A 14,454-nucleotide genomic window follows, 5' to 3' on the forward strand; every position below is an offset into this window, starting at 1 on the left:
TAATCAAATGAAAAAAATCAAATCATGCGGTTCTTCTTGAAAAAAAATGATAGAATAAACCATCATACATAGAAGGAGTTCAAACAAACATGACCTATGCACTAGAACTAACCGATTTACGCAAAGTCTATGCCACCGGCGTTGAAGCGTTGCGGGGCATAAATTTGAAGGTGGAAGAAGGCGACTTTTATGCCTTGTTAGGCCCTAACGGCGCTGGAAAGTCCACCACCATCGGCATTATCACCTCTCTTGTCAATAAATCTTCCGGAAGCGTCAAAGTCTTCGGCTACGATTTAGACAAAGAATTGGTCCAAGTCAAACAACAGATTGGTCTAGTTCCCCAAGAATTCAATTTCAATCCCTTTGAAACGGTCCAGCAGATCGTGGTCAATCAAGCCGGGTATTATGGTGTCCCCCGCAACGAAGCCATCAAGCGCAGCGAAAAATACTTGAAGCAGTCGAATTTGTGGGAAAAACGCAATGTTCGTGCGCGGATGCTGTCAGGCGGGATGAAACGCCGTTTGATGATCGCTCGTGCCCTGATGCATGAACCACGGCTATTGATTTTGGATGAACCGACGGCAGGTGTCGATATCGAATTGCGTCGGGAAATGTGGAGCTTTTTGCGGGAGCTGAACCAAAATGGCACAACGATCATTTTGACGACCCATTATTTAGAAGAGGCGGAAATGCTTTGCCGCAACATCGGGATCATTCAATCTGGTGAACTGATCGAAAACACTAGTATGAAATCTTTGTTGGCAAAACTGCAATTTGAAACCTTTCTTTTTGATATCGCACCGATCAAACAAGCACCAACGATCACTGGATATCCGATCCAAATGGAAGATGAACAGACCATCGCCGTTGAAGTCGCTCGAGACCAAGGCGTCAACGATCTTTTTGCTCAATTCAGCCAGCAAGGGATCAATGTCCTCTCCATGCGCAACAAATCCAATCGCTTGGAAGAACTATTTTTGAAAATCACCGAAGAAGCACACGAAGCGGAGGAAAACCATGTTTAGTCTTTATTTTACAGCCTTAAAAAGTTTAGCGGTCAAAGAGACCAACCGCTATTTAAGGATTTGGGTGCAGACCCTCGTCCCACCCGTCATCACTACTTCCTTATACTTCATTATCTTTGGGAAAATGATCGGCAGCCGCATCGGCGAAATGGGCGGCTTTTCTTATATGGAATTTATCGTTCCTGGGCTGATCATGATGTCGACGATCACCAGCTCTTACTCCAATGTGTCTTCTTCCTTCTTTTCACAGAAGTTTCAAAAAAACATTGAGGAACTCTTAGTGGCGCCGGTTCCTACTCACGTCATCATTTGGGGCTTTGTCTTTGGCGGACTTGGCCGTAGTATCTTGGTGGGCACATTGGTGACCATCATTTCCCTTTTCTTCGTGCCATTACATGTGTATTCTTGGGTCATCGTTGTCTTAACCCTAGTCATGACCGCCATCTTATTTTCATTAGCAGGGTTGCTAAATGGGATCTTCGCCCAATCCTTTGACGATGTTTCCATCGTGCCAACCTTTGTTTTACAACCATTGACCTATCTTGGAGGCGTCTTTTACTCCATCAGCATGCTGCCGCCGATTTGGCAAACGATCTCCAAAGTCAACCCGATCGTGTATATGATCTCTGGTTTCCGCTACGGCTTTTTAGGCACCATCGATGTCCCAATTTTCCTATCCATCGGTATTTTGGTCTTGTTCATTGTTGTCTTATACAGCGTATGCTGGTACTTGATCCAAAAAGGCCGCGGGCTGCGTAGTTAATTGAACTTAAAATTTATTTTATAGCTTCTTAGCGATTCCCAGTGGGGGTCGCTTTTTTTCATTTAATTTTAGAAACTACTCCTAAAGACTGATTTATTGGCAATTATTTGTGATAACCTTAACTTATTAACGTTTTTAGAGGAGGAATGAAATGATCGTTTTAGAAACAAGAAAGTTAACGAGGGTTTATGGAGAAGGAGAAACTAGATTCGATGCCTTGAAGGGCATTGATTTAGAAATCTATGCGGGTGAGTCAGTGGCAATTATCGGTAAAAGTGGTTCAGGTAAGTCCACATTGATGCACTTATTAGCCTTGTTGGACCAGCCGACTAGCGGAGATCTATTTTTACTTGGAAGAAATGTCAAAGGAAAAAAGGCTGCTGAATTAAACAAACTGCGAAACGAAACCTTTGGCTTCGTGTTTCAGCAATTTTTTATGAACGCCAAAGATACGGTTCATGACAACGTGATGCTGCCATTGAAAATCAGCGGTATGCGTCGAAATCAACGAAAAAAACTGGTAGATGAAGCGCTACAAGCCGTAGAATTGGGTGATAAAGCAAAAAATAAAGCATCTGACCTTTCTGGCGGTCAAAAACAACGGGTCTGCATTGCCCGAGCACTCGTCAACAAACCAAAAATCATTTTTGCCGATGAGCCCACCGGAAATCTTGATTCAGCGACGGGAGAAAAAGTCGAAGAGCTATTATTTGATCTTAACGAAAAAGAAAATATCACCCTAGTCATCGTCACCCACGATCCTGATCTAGCTGCTCGCTGTGATCGGCAGATCCATATTAAAGATGGTTTAGTGATTGAGGAGGACGATAAATGAAATTCAACGATTTGTTAAAAAATTCTGCGAAGAATCTGTTGCGAAATAAAGGCCGAACGATCCTGACGATCATTGCTATTTTTATTGGTGCCTTTACCATTTATCTGACTATGGGCATCAATACCGGTATTAACAATTACCTCGACCAACAAATTACAGCTGTCGGTGACAATAGCCTACTAGCAGTCTACAAAATGGATGGCAGCAATAATATGATGCCAACATCCAATATTCAAGAATATGATCCAAATAAATCTTCTGCAGAAGCTAACGTAATTACACCTGCAGATATGGAAGTAATTGAAAGTATCGAGCATATTGATACCGTTAAACCAATCAGCTTTTTAGTAGCAGATTACATTCAGGGAAGTTCCAATACGAAATATCAACTCAACGCAATGGCTTCTGGTGATATCGATTTAGAATTAGAAGCTGGTCGACAAGTCAATAATGAAGTTGATGGATTTGAAGTCATTCTTGATCAAGATTATGTGGAAATTTTAGGTTTTAAAGATGCCCAAGAGGCTTTGGAAAAAGAAGTTACTATCGGTGTTTCTTCACAAGCAACTGGCGAACAAGAAACTTTAACAGCAACAATTGTTGGGGTTCGCCACTTTAGCTTTGTTCAAGCTGGTAGGACTATTTTTAATCAGGCTTTGAGCCAAAAAGTGGTGGAGATTTATGAACTAGGCTTACCAGAAAATTTAAAAAACCAATCTTTTATTGTACAGGCTTATCTAGAAGAAAACTTATCCAGTGAAACAATCGATACCATCAAAGAAGCTTTACTAGAAAATGGCTTCCAAGGAATGACTGTGGAAGATGAAATCAATATGTTTCGTATGGTAATTGATGCAATTACTGGCGTCTTGACTTTATTTGGGGCAATTTCGCTGTTAGCCGCCAGCTTTGGCATCATCAATACATTGTATATGTCTGTTCAAGACCGCACCCGAGAAATTGGTTTAATGAAAGCCTTAGGGATGAGCCGCAGTAAAGTTTTTCTGACCTTTAGTTTCGAAGCACTCTTAATTGGTTTCTTCGGCGCTTTCAGTGGGATCATCGCCGCTTTTAGCTTAGGAAATGTCATCAATAACTATGCTTCAAGTACGTTTCTTGAAGCTTTGACCGGATTTCAATTAATTGGTTTTTCTTGGTCGAACACGCTGACTGTTATGGGTATCATCTTATTAATTGCCTTTTTAGCCGGCACATTACCTGCTAATCGAGCAGGTAAACTAGATTCAATCCAAGCTTTGCGTTATGAATAAAAATAAATAGTTACTGGACAAACAAAAAAGATGAACTTCGTTAACGAAGCTCATCTTTTTTCTTTTATTAGGCATTCAAAACGACTTTTTCCAGCAATGCACCGGCTTGGTGTCTGCCTTCTAAATCAGTACTTCCAGAAAATTGCTGCACGCGATCCATGTTGGTGATCAAAACGATCACCATGGTTTCTTTGCCTTGCTGCTTGATATAAGGTAGATCCATTTGTGCCAGTTTGGTTTGCGGAGTGACTTGCTCCCCAGCTTTGACAAAGACATCAAAGCCTTGTCCGCCAAGTGAAACTGTATCGATCCCCATATGCACAAGAACTTCAACGCCGTTTTGGGTTTTGATCCCGACGGCATGTTTTGAAGGGAACACAGTGGTGACTTCGCCACTGACCGGTGCAAAGATTTGCCCATCTTGTGACTCGATGGCATAGCCTTCTCCCATCATTTTCGTTGAAAAAACTTCATCTGGTACATCTTCTAATGGGACATATTCTCCATGGGTCACGGCATGCAGATCCACTTCGTTGGTGTAACGATCGCCTTCGGCTGCTTGATTTGGTACCAAGAACCAGCTCATTGCAAAGGATAAGCCGATTGCCAAGATGATCCCTAAAACAGCATAGATAAAGTATTCCCCAATATAGGCTGGCAAACTAAAGATACTTGAAAGAATGTACCCATAAATCCGAACACCGAAGAAACTGATGAAGGCAGACGCCACAGAACTACCAACTGTTGCTGCGATGAAGGCTTTTTTATACTTCGACAAAATCCCGAATAACGCAGGTTCTGTGATCCCTAACAAGCCCGAAACAGCCGAAGATAGAATGATCGATTTTTCTTCTTTGGTTTTGACTTTGAAATAAATAGCTGCTGTTGCGCCGGTGATTGCCATATTTGCCATAAACATCATTGGCATCAACATGTCATACCCTTGATTGGCGAAGTTTTGCAAAGCGATCGGGGTCATGGCATGATGCAGACCCGTGAAGATTGCGATTGGACGAATCGCCCCTACCACAATTCCTGCTAAGACAGGCGAGATAGTGAATAACCCAGCCACGCCAGCAGCCAGTAAGTTTCCTAGATGGATACTGATTGGGCCAATGACCGTTAATGTCAAGATACCAGCGACAAACAACGAAATCGTCGGTGTAAACACGGTACGCAGCACTTGTGGTAAGAGTTTATCGACCCAACGGTAAATATAGCTAAGCGCTAGCACGGCAAAGATAATGGGAATCACTGTCCCTGCACAGTTAAAGACGGGTACTGGCAGTACGCCGAACAAACGAAAGGCGGAAATGCTTCCTTCGGCTACCGCATTGGTCATCGTTGGAAATTGCAGCGTTGCCGCGATTGCGATCGCTAAATATTGATTGGTTTTAAAAATCCGAGCGGCTGAGGCAGCAACAAAAAATGGCAAGAATGTAAATACGCCGCTCGCGATCATGTCGATCACTAAATAGGTGTCTGTTTGATTAGAGATGACATTCAAAGCCACCAGTCCAGCCATTAATCCTTTGATCATTCCTGCGCCAGCGATAGCTGGAACGATCGGACCAAAAACGCCAGAAACGGTATCCATAAATAAGGAAACGGCTCCTTTTTTCTCTGATGTTTCCCCTTGGTTCGCTTCATCAAGACCTAATTCTTTGGCTAAAGGTGCATAATAATCAGCAACATCCGTTCCTATCACTACTTGCAGCTGATTGCTTTGATATTTTGTTCCTACGACTTTGGGTGTTTTTTCTAACGCCGCATAGTCGACTTTTTTCTCATCCTTTAAATCAAAACGCAAGCGAGTCATACAGTGCCATGCATTGTTGATATTTTCTGATCCGCCAACATCTTTAATAATCTGTTTTACGATGTCTTCTTTGGTCATCTTTTTTTCCCCCTGTTGTTTGCTAACGGTCCTGATCCTTTTGACGGGCGCCCTTTCAGGTGTTTCCGTTTTCACACACATAGTAGCATGCTCACACATACTTGTAAAACCAGTCCTTTTTTGATAAAAACAGAATAAAAACGCTATATATCAACGTTTTATTGTAAAACAGTAAAAAATTGGACTGGTTTTATGGTGTATATCTAGTTTTTATTAGACCAAATTGACAGCGGTTGCCAAGCATGTTTCAATGGCTATAGCAACTAGAGACAAAAATTGGAGTGAATGAAATGACACCAACGATCATCACCGACGTCAAAGCCTTTGCGATCAAACCTGATCGCCATAACCTTGTTGTCGTTAAAGTAGAAACGAACAAAGGCGTATCTGGGTTAGGCTGCGCAACCTTCCAGTTTCGCCCACTAGCCGTAAAAACCGTCGTTGACGAGTATTTACGCCCCCTCTTACTTGGCCGCGATGCCAATCAAATCGAAGATCTTTGGCAAGTGATGAATGTCAACTCTTACTGGCGGAATGGTCCGATCACCAACAATGCCATCTCAGGAGTCGACATGGCTTTATGGGACATCAAGGGACAATTAGCCGATATGCCATTGTATCAACTGTTAGGTGGAAAAGCGCGTACGGCGATTCCCGCCTATACCCATGCCGTGGCAGATAATCTCGAAGGCCTTTATCAAGAAATCGATCGCTTCTTGGCTGAGGGGTATCGCTATATCCGTTGCCAATTAGGCTTTTATGGTGGAAATCCTAGCCAACTGCAAACACCCGATCAGCCCATCGCTGGTTCCTATTTTGATCAAACAGACTACATGGACACAACACTGAAAATGTTTGCTGCGATCCAAGAACGATACGGCAATCAATTTCAAATGCTGCATGACGTGCATGAACGGCTGCATCCAAACCAAGCGATTCAATTTGCAAAATCCGCTGAACCTTTTAATCTCTTTTTCCTAGAAGATATTTTGCCGCCGGATCAAAACAAGTGGTTGCAGCAACTCCGCAGCCAGTCGGCGACCCCGATCGCGACCGGCGAATTGTTCAATAATCCGATGGAATGGCAAGAGCTAGTCAAAAATCAACAGATTGACTTTATGCGTGCCCATGTCTCACAAATCGGTGGGATCACGCCAGCATTGAAATTGGCTCACTTCTGCGATGCGATGGGCATTCGGATCGCTTGGCACACGCCGTCTGATATCAGCCCTGTCGGCTTAGCCGTCAACACCCATCTAAATATCCATCTGCACAATGCCGCGATCCAAGAAACGATTGCGATCCCAGCAAATACCCAGTCGGTCTTTGGTGGCAGTCCGCAACCTGAAAACGGCTATTTTTATCCGATCGAGAAAAGTGGGATCGGAATCACGTTCGATGAAGCAGCAGCTGCGGAATTTCCCGTGGTTTACCGTCCTCATGAATGGACCCAGAGCCGTACACCAGACGGCACATTGATCACTCCTTAAACACAACAAAAGACATCCCCTGTCCAACCGACAGGGGATGTCTTTTGTTCTTTCTGGATAAAAAAGACGCAACTGGCACATTTGCTTTTCCAAATCAATCGATGCGTGAGCGATGGATCTCACGGTCAAAGGGACGGATGTAGGTCACGGCATAATCAATGGCAACGATATTGCTGAACTCATACACGCGGCCGTCTTCTAAAATCGCCCGATTGCTGATCTGCATTGCCGGCGTCCCCCGCTTGCACAATAAAATGCCCGATTGAGCGGTCGATGTGGTGATGGGGGTATAGCTGGTGATGTAGTGGGAAATACGGTACCCGCAGCTTTCGACATAGCGTTGGATCGAGTGCTCCACGATTTCCTGTGTCAATTCGGGAAATAGGCTGACGGGCAATTTAGAGGTTTCCAGCTGTTCGATTTTGTAATTGACGATCCGCACTCGTTCAAAGGTCCAGACTTCCTCGTCTGGGCCTATTTGGAAAATCTGCTGTTCATCCAACGTTGCTGCCTCCTTATTCAAGGAAATCATTTTGGAATGGATGCGGTCATAAGGAGTGCGGGTCAAGGAATTAAAGATCATTGGGTTTTTGACCCATTTTTCATGGATAAAAATCCCTGAACCTTGTACCACTTTGACGATCCCGATCTCTTCAAGGTTTTTGATTGCTTGCTGGATCGTAAACCGAGAAACGCCATAGGTTTGCGCAAGGGTTCTTTGGTTGGGTAATTTGCCGGCAGAAAATTCTTCCTGATAGATTTTACTCAACAGATCTTGCACGATAAATTCACGTTTTTTCATAATGGCTCCTTCATTTGAGCGGGAGCGATCTCGCTCATGGACCAACTGCAAGCCTTCATATCGATACGACCACTGGCTTTGAAGGCCACCCCTTCATTGACGAGTGCTGCTTTTCGCACATTGGCGGAGGAACCAACTAAGACGCCATCTGCCCGCACGACTCGATGAGCAGGGACATCCTGAGGACTCAAGCGCATCGCTCGACCGACTGCTCGCGCGCCGTTGATTTGTCCCAATTTCCACGCAATCTGACTATAGGAGACGACTTTACCAAAAGGGATCTGCCGCGCCAGTGCATAGACTTCTTCATAGAATGGATTCATACTGTTCGCTCCTTCTTTGATTCTTTCTATCATAGTACTGGATTCCCTGCCAATAGTAAATGAACAGACGCAACTTTAGCAATAGCCATCCAAAAACTCGATTCCTTCTCTAGCAAGCCAAGAACGAATCGAGTAGTCATTAGTTTGGAAAATCAAAGTAGGTTTTCGCATTGTGATAAGAGATATCTGCGACGATCTGCCCTAAATATATTTCATCTGCTGGTAGTTGTCCGTCTTCTACCCATTCACTGATCACCTGACACAAAATCCGCCGGAAATACTCGTGGCGTGGATAAGACAAAAAGCTGCGAGAATCCGTCAGCATGCCGACGAAGTTTCCAAGAATCCCGCCTTCTGCTAGGGTCGTCAACTGATATCGCATACCAGAATACGTATCATTGAACCACCAAGCAGAGCCTAATTGCAGCTTGCCTTTGCTCTCTTCTTGGAACGCCCCCATCAGCGCAGTCAACACTGGATAATCTTTGGGATTCAGTGAATACAAAATCGTCTTCGGCAATAAACTTTCCGCCTGAAGCTGCGCCAATGTCCGACTTAAGCCGCTCACTAGACGATCGTCCCCCATCGCATCACCGCCGCTATCAGGTCCTAGTTGTTGGAAAAGTTTTTGATTGTTGTTGCGAGTCGCCATCAGATGCAATTGCGCGGTCCAGCCTTGCTTTGCGTATTGGCGCATCAAGTCAATCAGCAAGCCGGTTTGAAACTGTCTGATTTCTTCATTAGTCAGTATCCCAGTGGTCAAACGCTTCTGAAAAATCGCTTCAAGTGCAGCGGTATTGTAGGCTTTCTCTCCAAGACGTGACAGACTGTGATCTGCTAAACGACAGCCCTGTTGCTGGAAGTAAGAAATACGTACGGTCAATGCTTCAACTAGCGTTTGATAGCTAGTGATCTCTTTGCTCGCAGCTATAGCCAATTTCTTAAGGTATGCTGGAAATTCTGGATTCTGCAGATTGATTGCTTTGTCAGGACGAAAGGTAGGATACACGGCAAAGGATTCTTCTGCCAGCTTTTGATGATACGTCAACGAATCAATGGGATCATCCGTCGTACAGATCACCTCAACAGCCATCTTTTTGATCAGCCCTCGTGGTGAAAATTCCTTCGTTTGCAGCTGTTGATTGGCTTTTTCCCAAATGCTTGCTGCATTGGCTAGTGTCAACCGCTCATCAATACCAAAGATTCGCTTCAATTCCAAATTGGTCCAGACATATAAGGGATTGCCAATGCAAGCCTCCAAGGTCTGCGCCCAAGCACAGAATTTTTCGTAGTCGTCAGCATCGCCAGTGATCAAAGATTCTGCAACACCATTGGCACGCATCAAGCGCCATTTGTAATGGTCCCCCGCCAGCCATGCTTGGGTGAGATTGGTGAAGTTTTGGTTTTCGAAAATCTCTTTCGGCTCTAAATGGCAATGGTAATCAATGATCGGCTGCTTTTTTGCATACTCATGGTACAACTGTTTGGCAAAGCTGTTTTTCAAAATAAAATCGTCAGTTAAAAACATTTCTTCGCTCCTTTTCTTAACGCCCCACGCTCTTGTCGATGGCTTCCCACAACCCTAATAAGTAGGAAGCGCCGATCGCCCGATCATACAAGCCATAGCCTGGACGTCCCGTTTCTCCCCAGATCATTCGCCCATGATCTGGTCGAATGTAGCCGTCAAAGCCATTTTTGTACATCGCTTCTAGGATCTGATACATGTCTAATGAGCCTTCAGAGGAGAGATGCGGTGCTTCATAAAAGTCTTTGTCATTGCCCAAGTATTGAATGTTACGAACATGGGCAAAAGGAATCCGATCCCGGCGACAAAACTCAGCCAAAATCTCATAGACATTATTGGCTGGGTCTTCGGCGATACTGCCAGTACAAAGTGTGATACCATTTGACGGACTGTCGACCACGTTGCAGACCCAATCCAAATCATCGCGGTTTTTAACGATACGCGGCAGACCAAAAATCGAATAGGGAGGATCATCTGGATGAACAGCCATCTTGATGCCGACCTCTTCACAGGTGGGAATGATGGCTTTTAGGAAATAAGCAAAGTTTTCTCTTAATTTGTCATCATCGACATCCTTATACGCAGCAAACAATTCTTTGACATGTGCCAAACGTTCTGGTTCCCAGCCTGGCAAGGTATAGCCAGAGCTTGACTCCTCAACTTCTTTGACGATCTCTTCTGGGTCTTTGTCGATCCCTGCTTTTTCAAATGCCATCGTAGAAGAACCGTCGGCTAAGCGATAATCGAGATCCGTTTTGATCCAATCGAAAATCGGCATAAAATTATAGCAGATCACTTCGATCCCATATGCTGCCAAATTACGAATCGTTTTTTTGTAGTTTTCGATATACAGGTCTCTCGAAGGCAAGCCAATCTTGATGTCATCATGAATATTGACGCTTTCGATCACCTTCAGGGAAAGGCCAACTGCTTCGACTTCTTCCACGAGCGCCTTGATCCGTTCTTTCGGCCAAACTGCCCCCGCAGGCAAATCAAAGAGTGTGCCGACGATGCCTTTCATTCCAGGAATTTGACGGATATCTGCTAACTTGATTTTATCGTAGTCTTTTCCATACCAACGAAATGTCATTTCCATTTTTTATTCGATCCCTTCTACTGTTTCATGTAATGTTTTACGGACTGCGCCGGTTCCTGCCAGCATCTTAGCGAACAAGTGACCCACCTTTTCAGCGATTCCTGCTTGATAAAGATCCAAACCAAAAATCTGCGGATTTGCTAAGATTGGTCGAATGATCCCTGGAACATCGGCGGCTGTCCCTAACTGACACTCCCATAAAATCTCTTGTAATTCTGCTAAGAGGGGATCAGGACTTGGGTCAAGTGGATGGCCTTCATCATTGATTGCTAATAGATAACGCAACCAGCCAGCAATCGCTAAGGGAATGTAAGTCAGTTCAGAAGCCGAGCCTTCTTTCTCCACATACTTTTTGATGGTTTCGCCAAAACGGATGGCGATTTTCTGTGAGGTGTCTGCGGCGATCCGCTGTGGGGTGTCAGGAATCAGGGGATTCGGTAAACGAAGACCGACCACCTCATCGATAAATTTCTCTGGCTGAATAATCTCAGGATCTTCCACTACCGGTAAGCCTTCACGATAGCCGATTCCTTTGATCAAAGCAACAATATCTGGATCGGTCATTTCCGCAGCAATGGATGTATAACCGAGTAAACAGCCGAACAAACTCATTGCTGTATGCAGTGGATTCAAGCAAGTTGTGACTTTCATACTGTCGGTTCTGTCGACGATCTCTCGACTCGTCAAGATCACCCCCGCTTTATCCAAATTCGGGCGACCATTTGGAAAATCATCTTCAATCACCAAGTAATGAGTCGCCTCTGTGTTAGCAAACGGAGCGATATTCGTTCCTTTATCGGTACGGATGACTGGCAGCTGCTCGATCCCAGCTGCTGCTAATTCTTCTGCAACTGCTGTTGAAGGATTTGGCGTGATCCGATCGATCATTGACCACGGAAACGTCACCTGCGCGTTGTTTTCTAAGTATCGGACAAACGCTTCTGAAACATGCCCCAGCTTTTGCCATTCTTTTGCAATGGTGACAATCGCCGTTTGGAAACGGAACCCATTTTGCGAAAAATTATCGGTGGAAACCATAGCGATCGGAAGTGCCCCTGATTGAAAACGATCCCATAAAAAGCTAGCCAAAATGCTCATTGTATGGTTGACCTGATGGGGACCCGCAGCGAGATCCGCTTGTACGACAGGTAAAAATTTCCCCTGACTGTCTTTTAAGCCATAGCCTTTTTCTGTGATCGTTACGGTAACCAACTGTAGTGACGGCTCCTGAAATACTTTGCGTATTTGCTCATAACTCGCAGCACGGGAAGGATGGCAATAATAACTAGCCGCCGTTGACTGGAGCAATTTTTTCTCCAACCGTCCCCCTTCATGCATGACCACTTCTAAAATATCATTCTCGTAAGGGGCATATACTTGATCAATCACCTGTTCATCAAAGGTTTCACAAACTACGATTCCTTTTGTCAGCGCTTGTTGATCGATCAACGTTTGGGCTACTTCTGCGTGAAATGCCCGATACAAATTTCCCCCACCAAAGTGTAACCATTGAAACTGAGTATCTGATTGATCCGTCACTTCTTTGGGAACGATCGGCATCGTAACTCCTGCCTGCTTCAAGGCAGCAAAATCAAACATCCTACTTCCTCCTTTTTCTTAAAACTGATATATTAGTATTCTAGTTCATTCTGTGCTGAATTGCAAGCCTTTACAAAAGGTTATTCAACTTATATACTAGTTTTATTACTCAAAACTATCCCTAGGCACCTTCCTTCAGAGTTTTTCTTTAGAAGGTAATTGAATGCCTGATACAGAAAGAAGCGTTTATGTTGAACCCTACAAATTTTCAATCACAAGCTTATGAATCAATCAAAGAGTTGATTTTAACCGCCAAACTGATTCCCGGTCAAAAAATATCTGAAAAGGAATTGGAGCAACGGCTAACCATTGGCAGGACGCCGATCCGTGAAGCAATTATTCGTCTGCGCCGTGAAGCACTGATCCATGTCGTTCCCCAAAGCGGCACCTATATTTCTAAAATCAGTATCAAACAAATTGAAGAAGCTCGTTTTGTCAGAGAGACGCTTGAAAAAGAAGTATTCGTAGCGGCCTGCCAAGCCATTACAGAAGAGCAGCTGAAAGAACTAGAAAAACTCGTTATTTTGCAGCGGACCTATGCACAATTGAAGGATGAAATCGAGTTTTTCCAACTCGACGAGGCCTTCCATCAGTTGATTTATAAAATCGCCGACAAAGAAAATGTCTGGAATTGGCTACAAACGATCAATCTGCCTTTAAATCGCTTCCGCTTCTTACGTTTAGAGGTGGAGGAATTGTCTTGGGAAATTATTTTGCGGGATCACGAAGAAATCTTAGCCACTTTAAAAGAAAAAGACCAAGCCAAAATTGCTCCCTTGGTCGGACAACACATTGATGTCATTGATAACGATTTGATTTTTGTGGAAAAGGCCTTTCCCGATTACTTTACGGAGTAAAGCTATTTGAAAATCATGGACCTTAAAAACCACCCTCGTCGAGTAGATTGCCTACTTGACGAGGGTGGTTTCATACGCTGAACAAGCGAGAATACGCTCATTCGATTGGGTGATAACTAAAGCCTTGGCCCAGTACTTCTGAGACATTATTGACGATCACAAACGCTTTTGGGTCAATGGTCTCAGTGATTTGTCTGATCTGCATAAATTCTTGGTCGCTGGCCACGATCAACAGTACTTGTTTGTCTGCTTGCTGGTAGCCGCCTTGGGCAGCCAATAGTGTGGCACCACGAGCTGTTTTATCAAAGACTGCTTCTCGAATCTCGTTCACGTGGTTCTCACTTAAGATCATGATGGATTTCTTCCGGTTAAAGCCCGTTTCAATGTAGGTCATCACACCAGAGGTGATCACGATCGATAATATCGCAAACAAGAACTCTTCAAACCCGAAAACGAACAAGTTCATGGAGACCACGATCGCATCGGTCGCCAGCAAGCCAATCGCTGGATTCAAATTAAAGTATTTCTTGAAAATCAGCGGTGGAATCGTTGTACCACCGCTAGAAGATTGATTTTTGTACAAAATCGCTACTCCTAAAGCAAAAATCGCACTGCCAAATATCACGGAAAGCAGCCGATCTTCAGCCACCATATATTCTGGGACTAAAGCAATTGCTACTGGAAAAGCAAAACTACCATAGAGGACTTTCAAAAAAGGCCCCTTCCCTAAAAAGGCATAGGCAAGAATAAGCATGAGAATATTCAAGACCATGATCACAGCCGCTCGATCCCAACCGAGGGCTGACTCTAATAAAATACCGATTCCGCTGACACCGCCAGCTGCCACATGATGCGGGCCTAAAAATAAATTGATGCTTGCCGCTAACAAGAAAAGTGCTGCGGTGATTTTTCCATAGGTTTTCAGAATTGTCATTTGTTTCCTCTTTTCTCTGTCATATTCACGGTTTATT

At 44.2% G+C, this 14,454-nt stretch carries 13 protein-coding genes; 6 read left to right on the forward strand and 7 right to left on the reverse strand.

The genetic code is table 11. The annotated features are described in order from the left end of the window. Positions 1-89: 89 nt before the first annotated feature. The 4 genes from IGI86_RS13775 to IGI86_RS13790 all read left to right on the forward strand — a co-directional run bounded on the left by IGI86_RS13775 (position 90) and on the right by IGI86_RS13790 (position 3,894). On the forward strand, positions 90-1,025 hold the full coding sequence (locus IGI86_RS13775) for an ABC transporter ATP-binding protein (RefSeq protein ID WP_016621620.1): 936 nt from the start codon (positions 90-92) through the stop codon (positions 1,023-1,025). Next, on the forward strand, positions 1,018-1,788 hold the full coding sequence (locus tag IGI86_RS13780; protein WP_005228499.1) for an ABC transporter permease: 771 nt from the start codon (positions 1,018-1,020) through the stop codon (positions 1,786-1,788). Before IGI86_RS13775 ends, IGI86_RS13780 begins: the two co-directional genes overlap by 8 nt. Before the next feature lie 151 nt (positions 1,789-1,939). Continuing rightward, a complete protein-coding gene (locus tag IGI86_RS13785; protein WP_430617452.1) occupies positions 1,940-2,623 on the forward strand; it encodes an ABC transporter ATP-binding protein in 684 nt (227 codons plus the stop codon). Beyond that, a complete protein-coding gene (locus tag IGI86_RS13790; RefSeq protein WP_061053185.1) occupies positions 2,620-3,894 on the forward strand; it encodes an ABC transporter permease in 1,275 nt (424 codons plus the stop codon). Before IGI86_RS13785 ends, IGI86_RS13790 begins: the two co-directional genes overlap by 4 nt. 67 nt (positions 3,895-3,961) lie before the next feature. Here the strand turns inward: IGI86_RS13790 and IGI86_RS13795 are convergent, their stop codons facing one another. Beyond that, a complete protein-coding gene (locus IGI86_RS13795; protein WP_430617453.1) occupies positions 3,962-5,791 on the reverse strand; it encodes a glucose PTS transporter subunit IIA in 1,830 nt (609 codons plus the stop codon). A 290-nt stretch (positions 5,792-6,081) separates the two neighbouring features. On the opposite strand from IGI86_RS13795, the gene IGI86_RS13800 reads away from it, so the two are divergent. Continuing rightward, positions 6,082-7,281, forward strand: coding sequence for an enolase C-terminal domain-like protein (locus IGI86_RS13800; protein WP_086297948.1), 1,200 nt, complete (start codon positions 6,082-6,084; stop codon positions 7,279-7,281). A 94-nt stretch (positions 7,282-7,375) separates the two neighbouring features. Here the strand turns inward: IGI86_RS13800 and IGI86_RS13805 are convergent, their stop codons facing one another. The 5 genes from IGI86_RS13805 to IGI86_RS13825 all read right to left on the reverse strand — a co-directional run bounded on the left by IGI86_RS13805 (position 7,376) and on the right by IGI86_RS13825 (position 12,626). After that, complete coding sequence (locus IGI86_RS13805) at positions 7,376-8,083, reverse strand: GntR family transcriptional regulator (RefSeq protein WP_101699311.1); 708 nt, start codon at positions 8,081-8,083, stop codon at positions 7,376-7,378. Beyond that, positions 8,080-8,406 carry an MGMT family protein gene (locus tag IGI86_RS13810; protein ID WP_430617454.1) on the reverse strand — a complete coding sequence of 109 codons (327 nt, stop codon included), beginning with the start codon at positions 8,404-8,406 and terminating at the stop codon, positions 8,080-8,082. The genes IGI86_RS13805 and IGI86_RS13810 overlap by 4 nt, the downstream gene beginning before the upstream one ends. A gap of 139 nt (positions 8,407-8,545) precedes the next feature. Then, the gene (uxaC, locus tag IGI86_RS13815) at positions 8,546-9,934 is read right to left on the reverse strand and encodes a glucuronate isomerase (protein ID WP_430617455.1); all 1,389 of its coding nucleotides are present in this window, start codon (positions 9,932-9,934) and stop codon (positions 8,546-8,548) included. Positions 9,935-9,950: 16 nt separating this feature from the next. Continuing rightward, positions 9,951-11,027, reverse strand: coding sequence for a mannonate dehydratase (gene uxuA / locus IGI86_RS13820; protein ID WP_061053189.1), 1,077 nt, complete (start codon positions 11,025-11,027; stop codon positions 9,951-9,953). A gap of 3 nt (positions 11,028-11,030) precedes the next feature. Next, positions 11,031-12,626 (reverse strand): mannitol dehydrogenase family protein, encoded by a 1,596-nt coding sequence (locus tag IGI86_RS13825; RefSeq protein ID WP_430617456.1) that lies wholly within the window; start codon positions 12,624-12,626, stop codon positions 11,031-11,033. 188 nt (positions 12,627-12,814) lie between these two features. On the opposite strand from IGI86_RS13825, the gene IGI86_RS13830 reads away from it, so the two are divergent. Then, the gene (locus IGI86_RS13830) at positions 12,815-13,483 is read left to right on the forward strand and encodes a GntR family transcriptional regulator (RefSeq protein ID WP_005234106.1); all 669 of its coding nucleotides are present in this window, start codon (positions 12,815-12,817) and stop codon (positions 13,481-13,483) included. A 97-nt stretch (positions 13,484-13,580) separates the two neighbouring features. On the opposite strand, the gene IGI86_RS13835 is transcribed toward IGI86_RS13830, so the two are convergent. Beyond that, positions 13,581-14,417, reverse strand: coding sequence for a YitT family protein (locus IGI86_RS13835; protein WP_061053191.1), 837 nt, complete (start codon positions 14,415-14,417; stop codon positions 13,581-13,583). Between the last annotated feature and the right edge of the window lie 37 nt (positions 14,418-14,454).

The sequence above is a fragment of the Enterococcus sp. AZ188 genome, assembly GCF_050544075.1.
GTDB classification, from domain to species: Bacteria; Bacillota; Bacilli; order Lactobacillales; family Enterococcaceae; genus Enterococcus_D; species Enterococcus_D entomosocium.

Coding starts and splice junctions, on each gene's coding strand:
- IGI86_RS13805 (WP_101699311.1), bottom strand. CDS start 8,083: ATGAAAAAACGTGAATTTATCGTGCAAGATCTGTTGAGTAAAATCTAT.
- IGI86_RS13810 (WP_430617454.1), bottom strand. CDS start 8,406: ATGAATCCATTCTATGAAGAAGTCTATGCACTGGCGCGGCAGATCCCT.
- IGI86_RS13825 (WP_430617456.1), bottom strand. CDS start 12,626: ATGTTTGATTTTGCTGCCTTGAAGCAGGCAGGAGTTACGATGCCGATC.
- IGI86_RS13830 (WP_005234106.1), top strand. CDS start 12,815: ATGTTGAACCCTACAAATTTTCAATCACAAGCTTATGAATCAATCAAA.
- uxaC (WP_430617455.1), bottom strand. CDS start 9,934: ATGTTTTTAACTGACGATTTTATTTTGAAAAACAGCTTTGCCAAACAG.
- IGI86_RS13795 (WP_430617453.1), bottom strand. CDS start 5,791: ATGACCAAAGAAGACATCGTAAAACAGATTATTAAAGATGTTGGCGGA.
- IGI86_RS13785 (WP_430617452.1), top strand. CDS start 1,940: ATGATCGTTTTAGAAACAAGAAAGTTAACGAGGGTTTATGGAGAAGGA.
- uxuA (WP_061053189.1), bottom strand. CDS start 11,027: ATGGAAATGACATTTCGTTGGTATGGAAAAGACTACGATAAAATCAAG.
- IGI86_RS13800 (WP_086297948.1), top strand. CDS start 6,082: ATGACACCAACGATCATCACCGACGTCAAAGCCTTTGCGATCAAACCT.
- IGI86_RS13775 (WP_016621620.1), top strand. CDS start 90: ATGACCTATGCACTAGAACTAACCGATTTACGCAAAGTCTATGCCACC.
- IGI86_RS13835 (WP_061053191.1), bottom strand. CDS start 14,417: ATGACAATTCTGAAAACCTATGGAAAAATCACCGCAGCACTTTTCTTG.
- IGI86_RS13780 (WP_005228499.1), top strand. CDS start 1,018: ATGTTTAGTCTTTATTTTACAGCCTTAAAAAGTTTAGCGGTCAAAGAG.
- IGI86_RS13790 (WP_061053185.1), top strand. CDS start 2,620: ATGAAATTCAACGATTTGTTAAAAAATTCTGCGAAGAATCTGTTGCGA.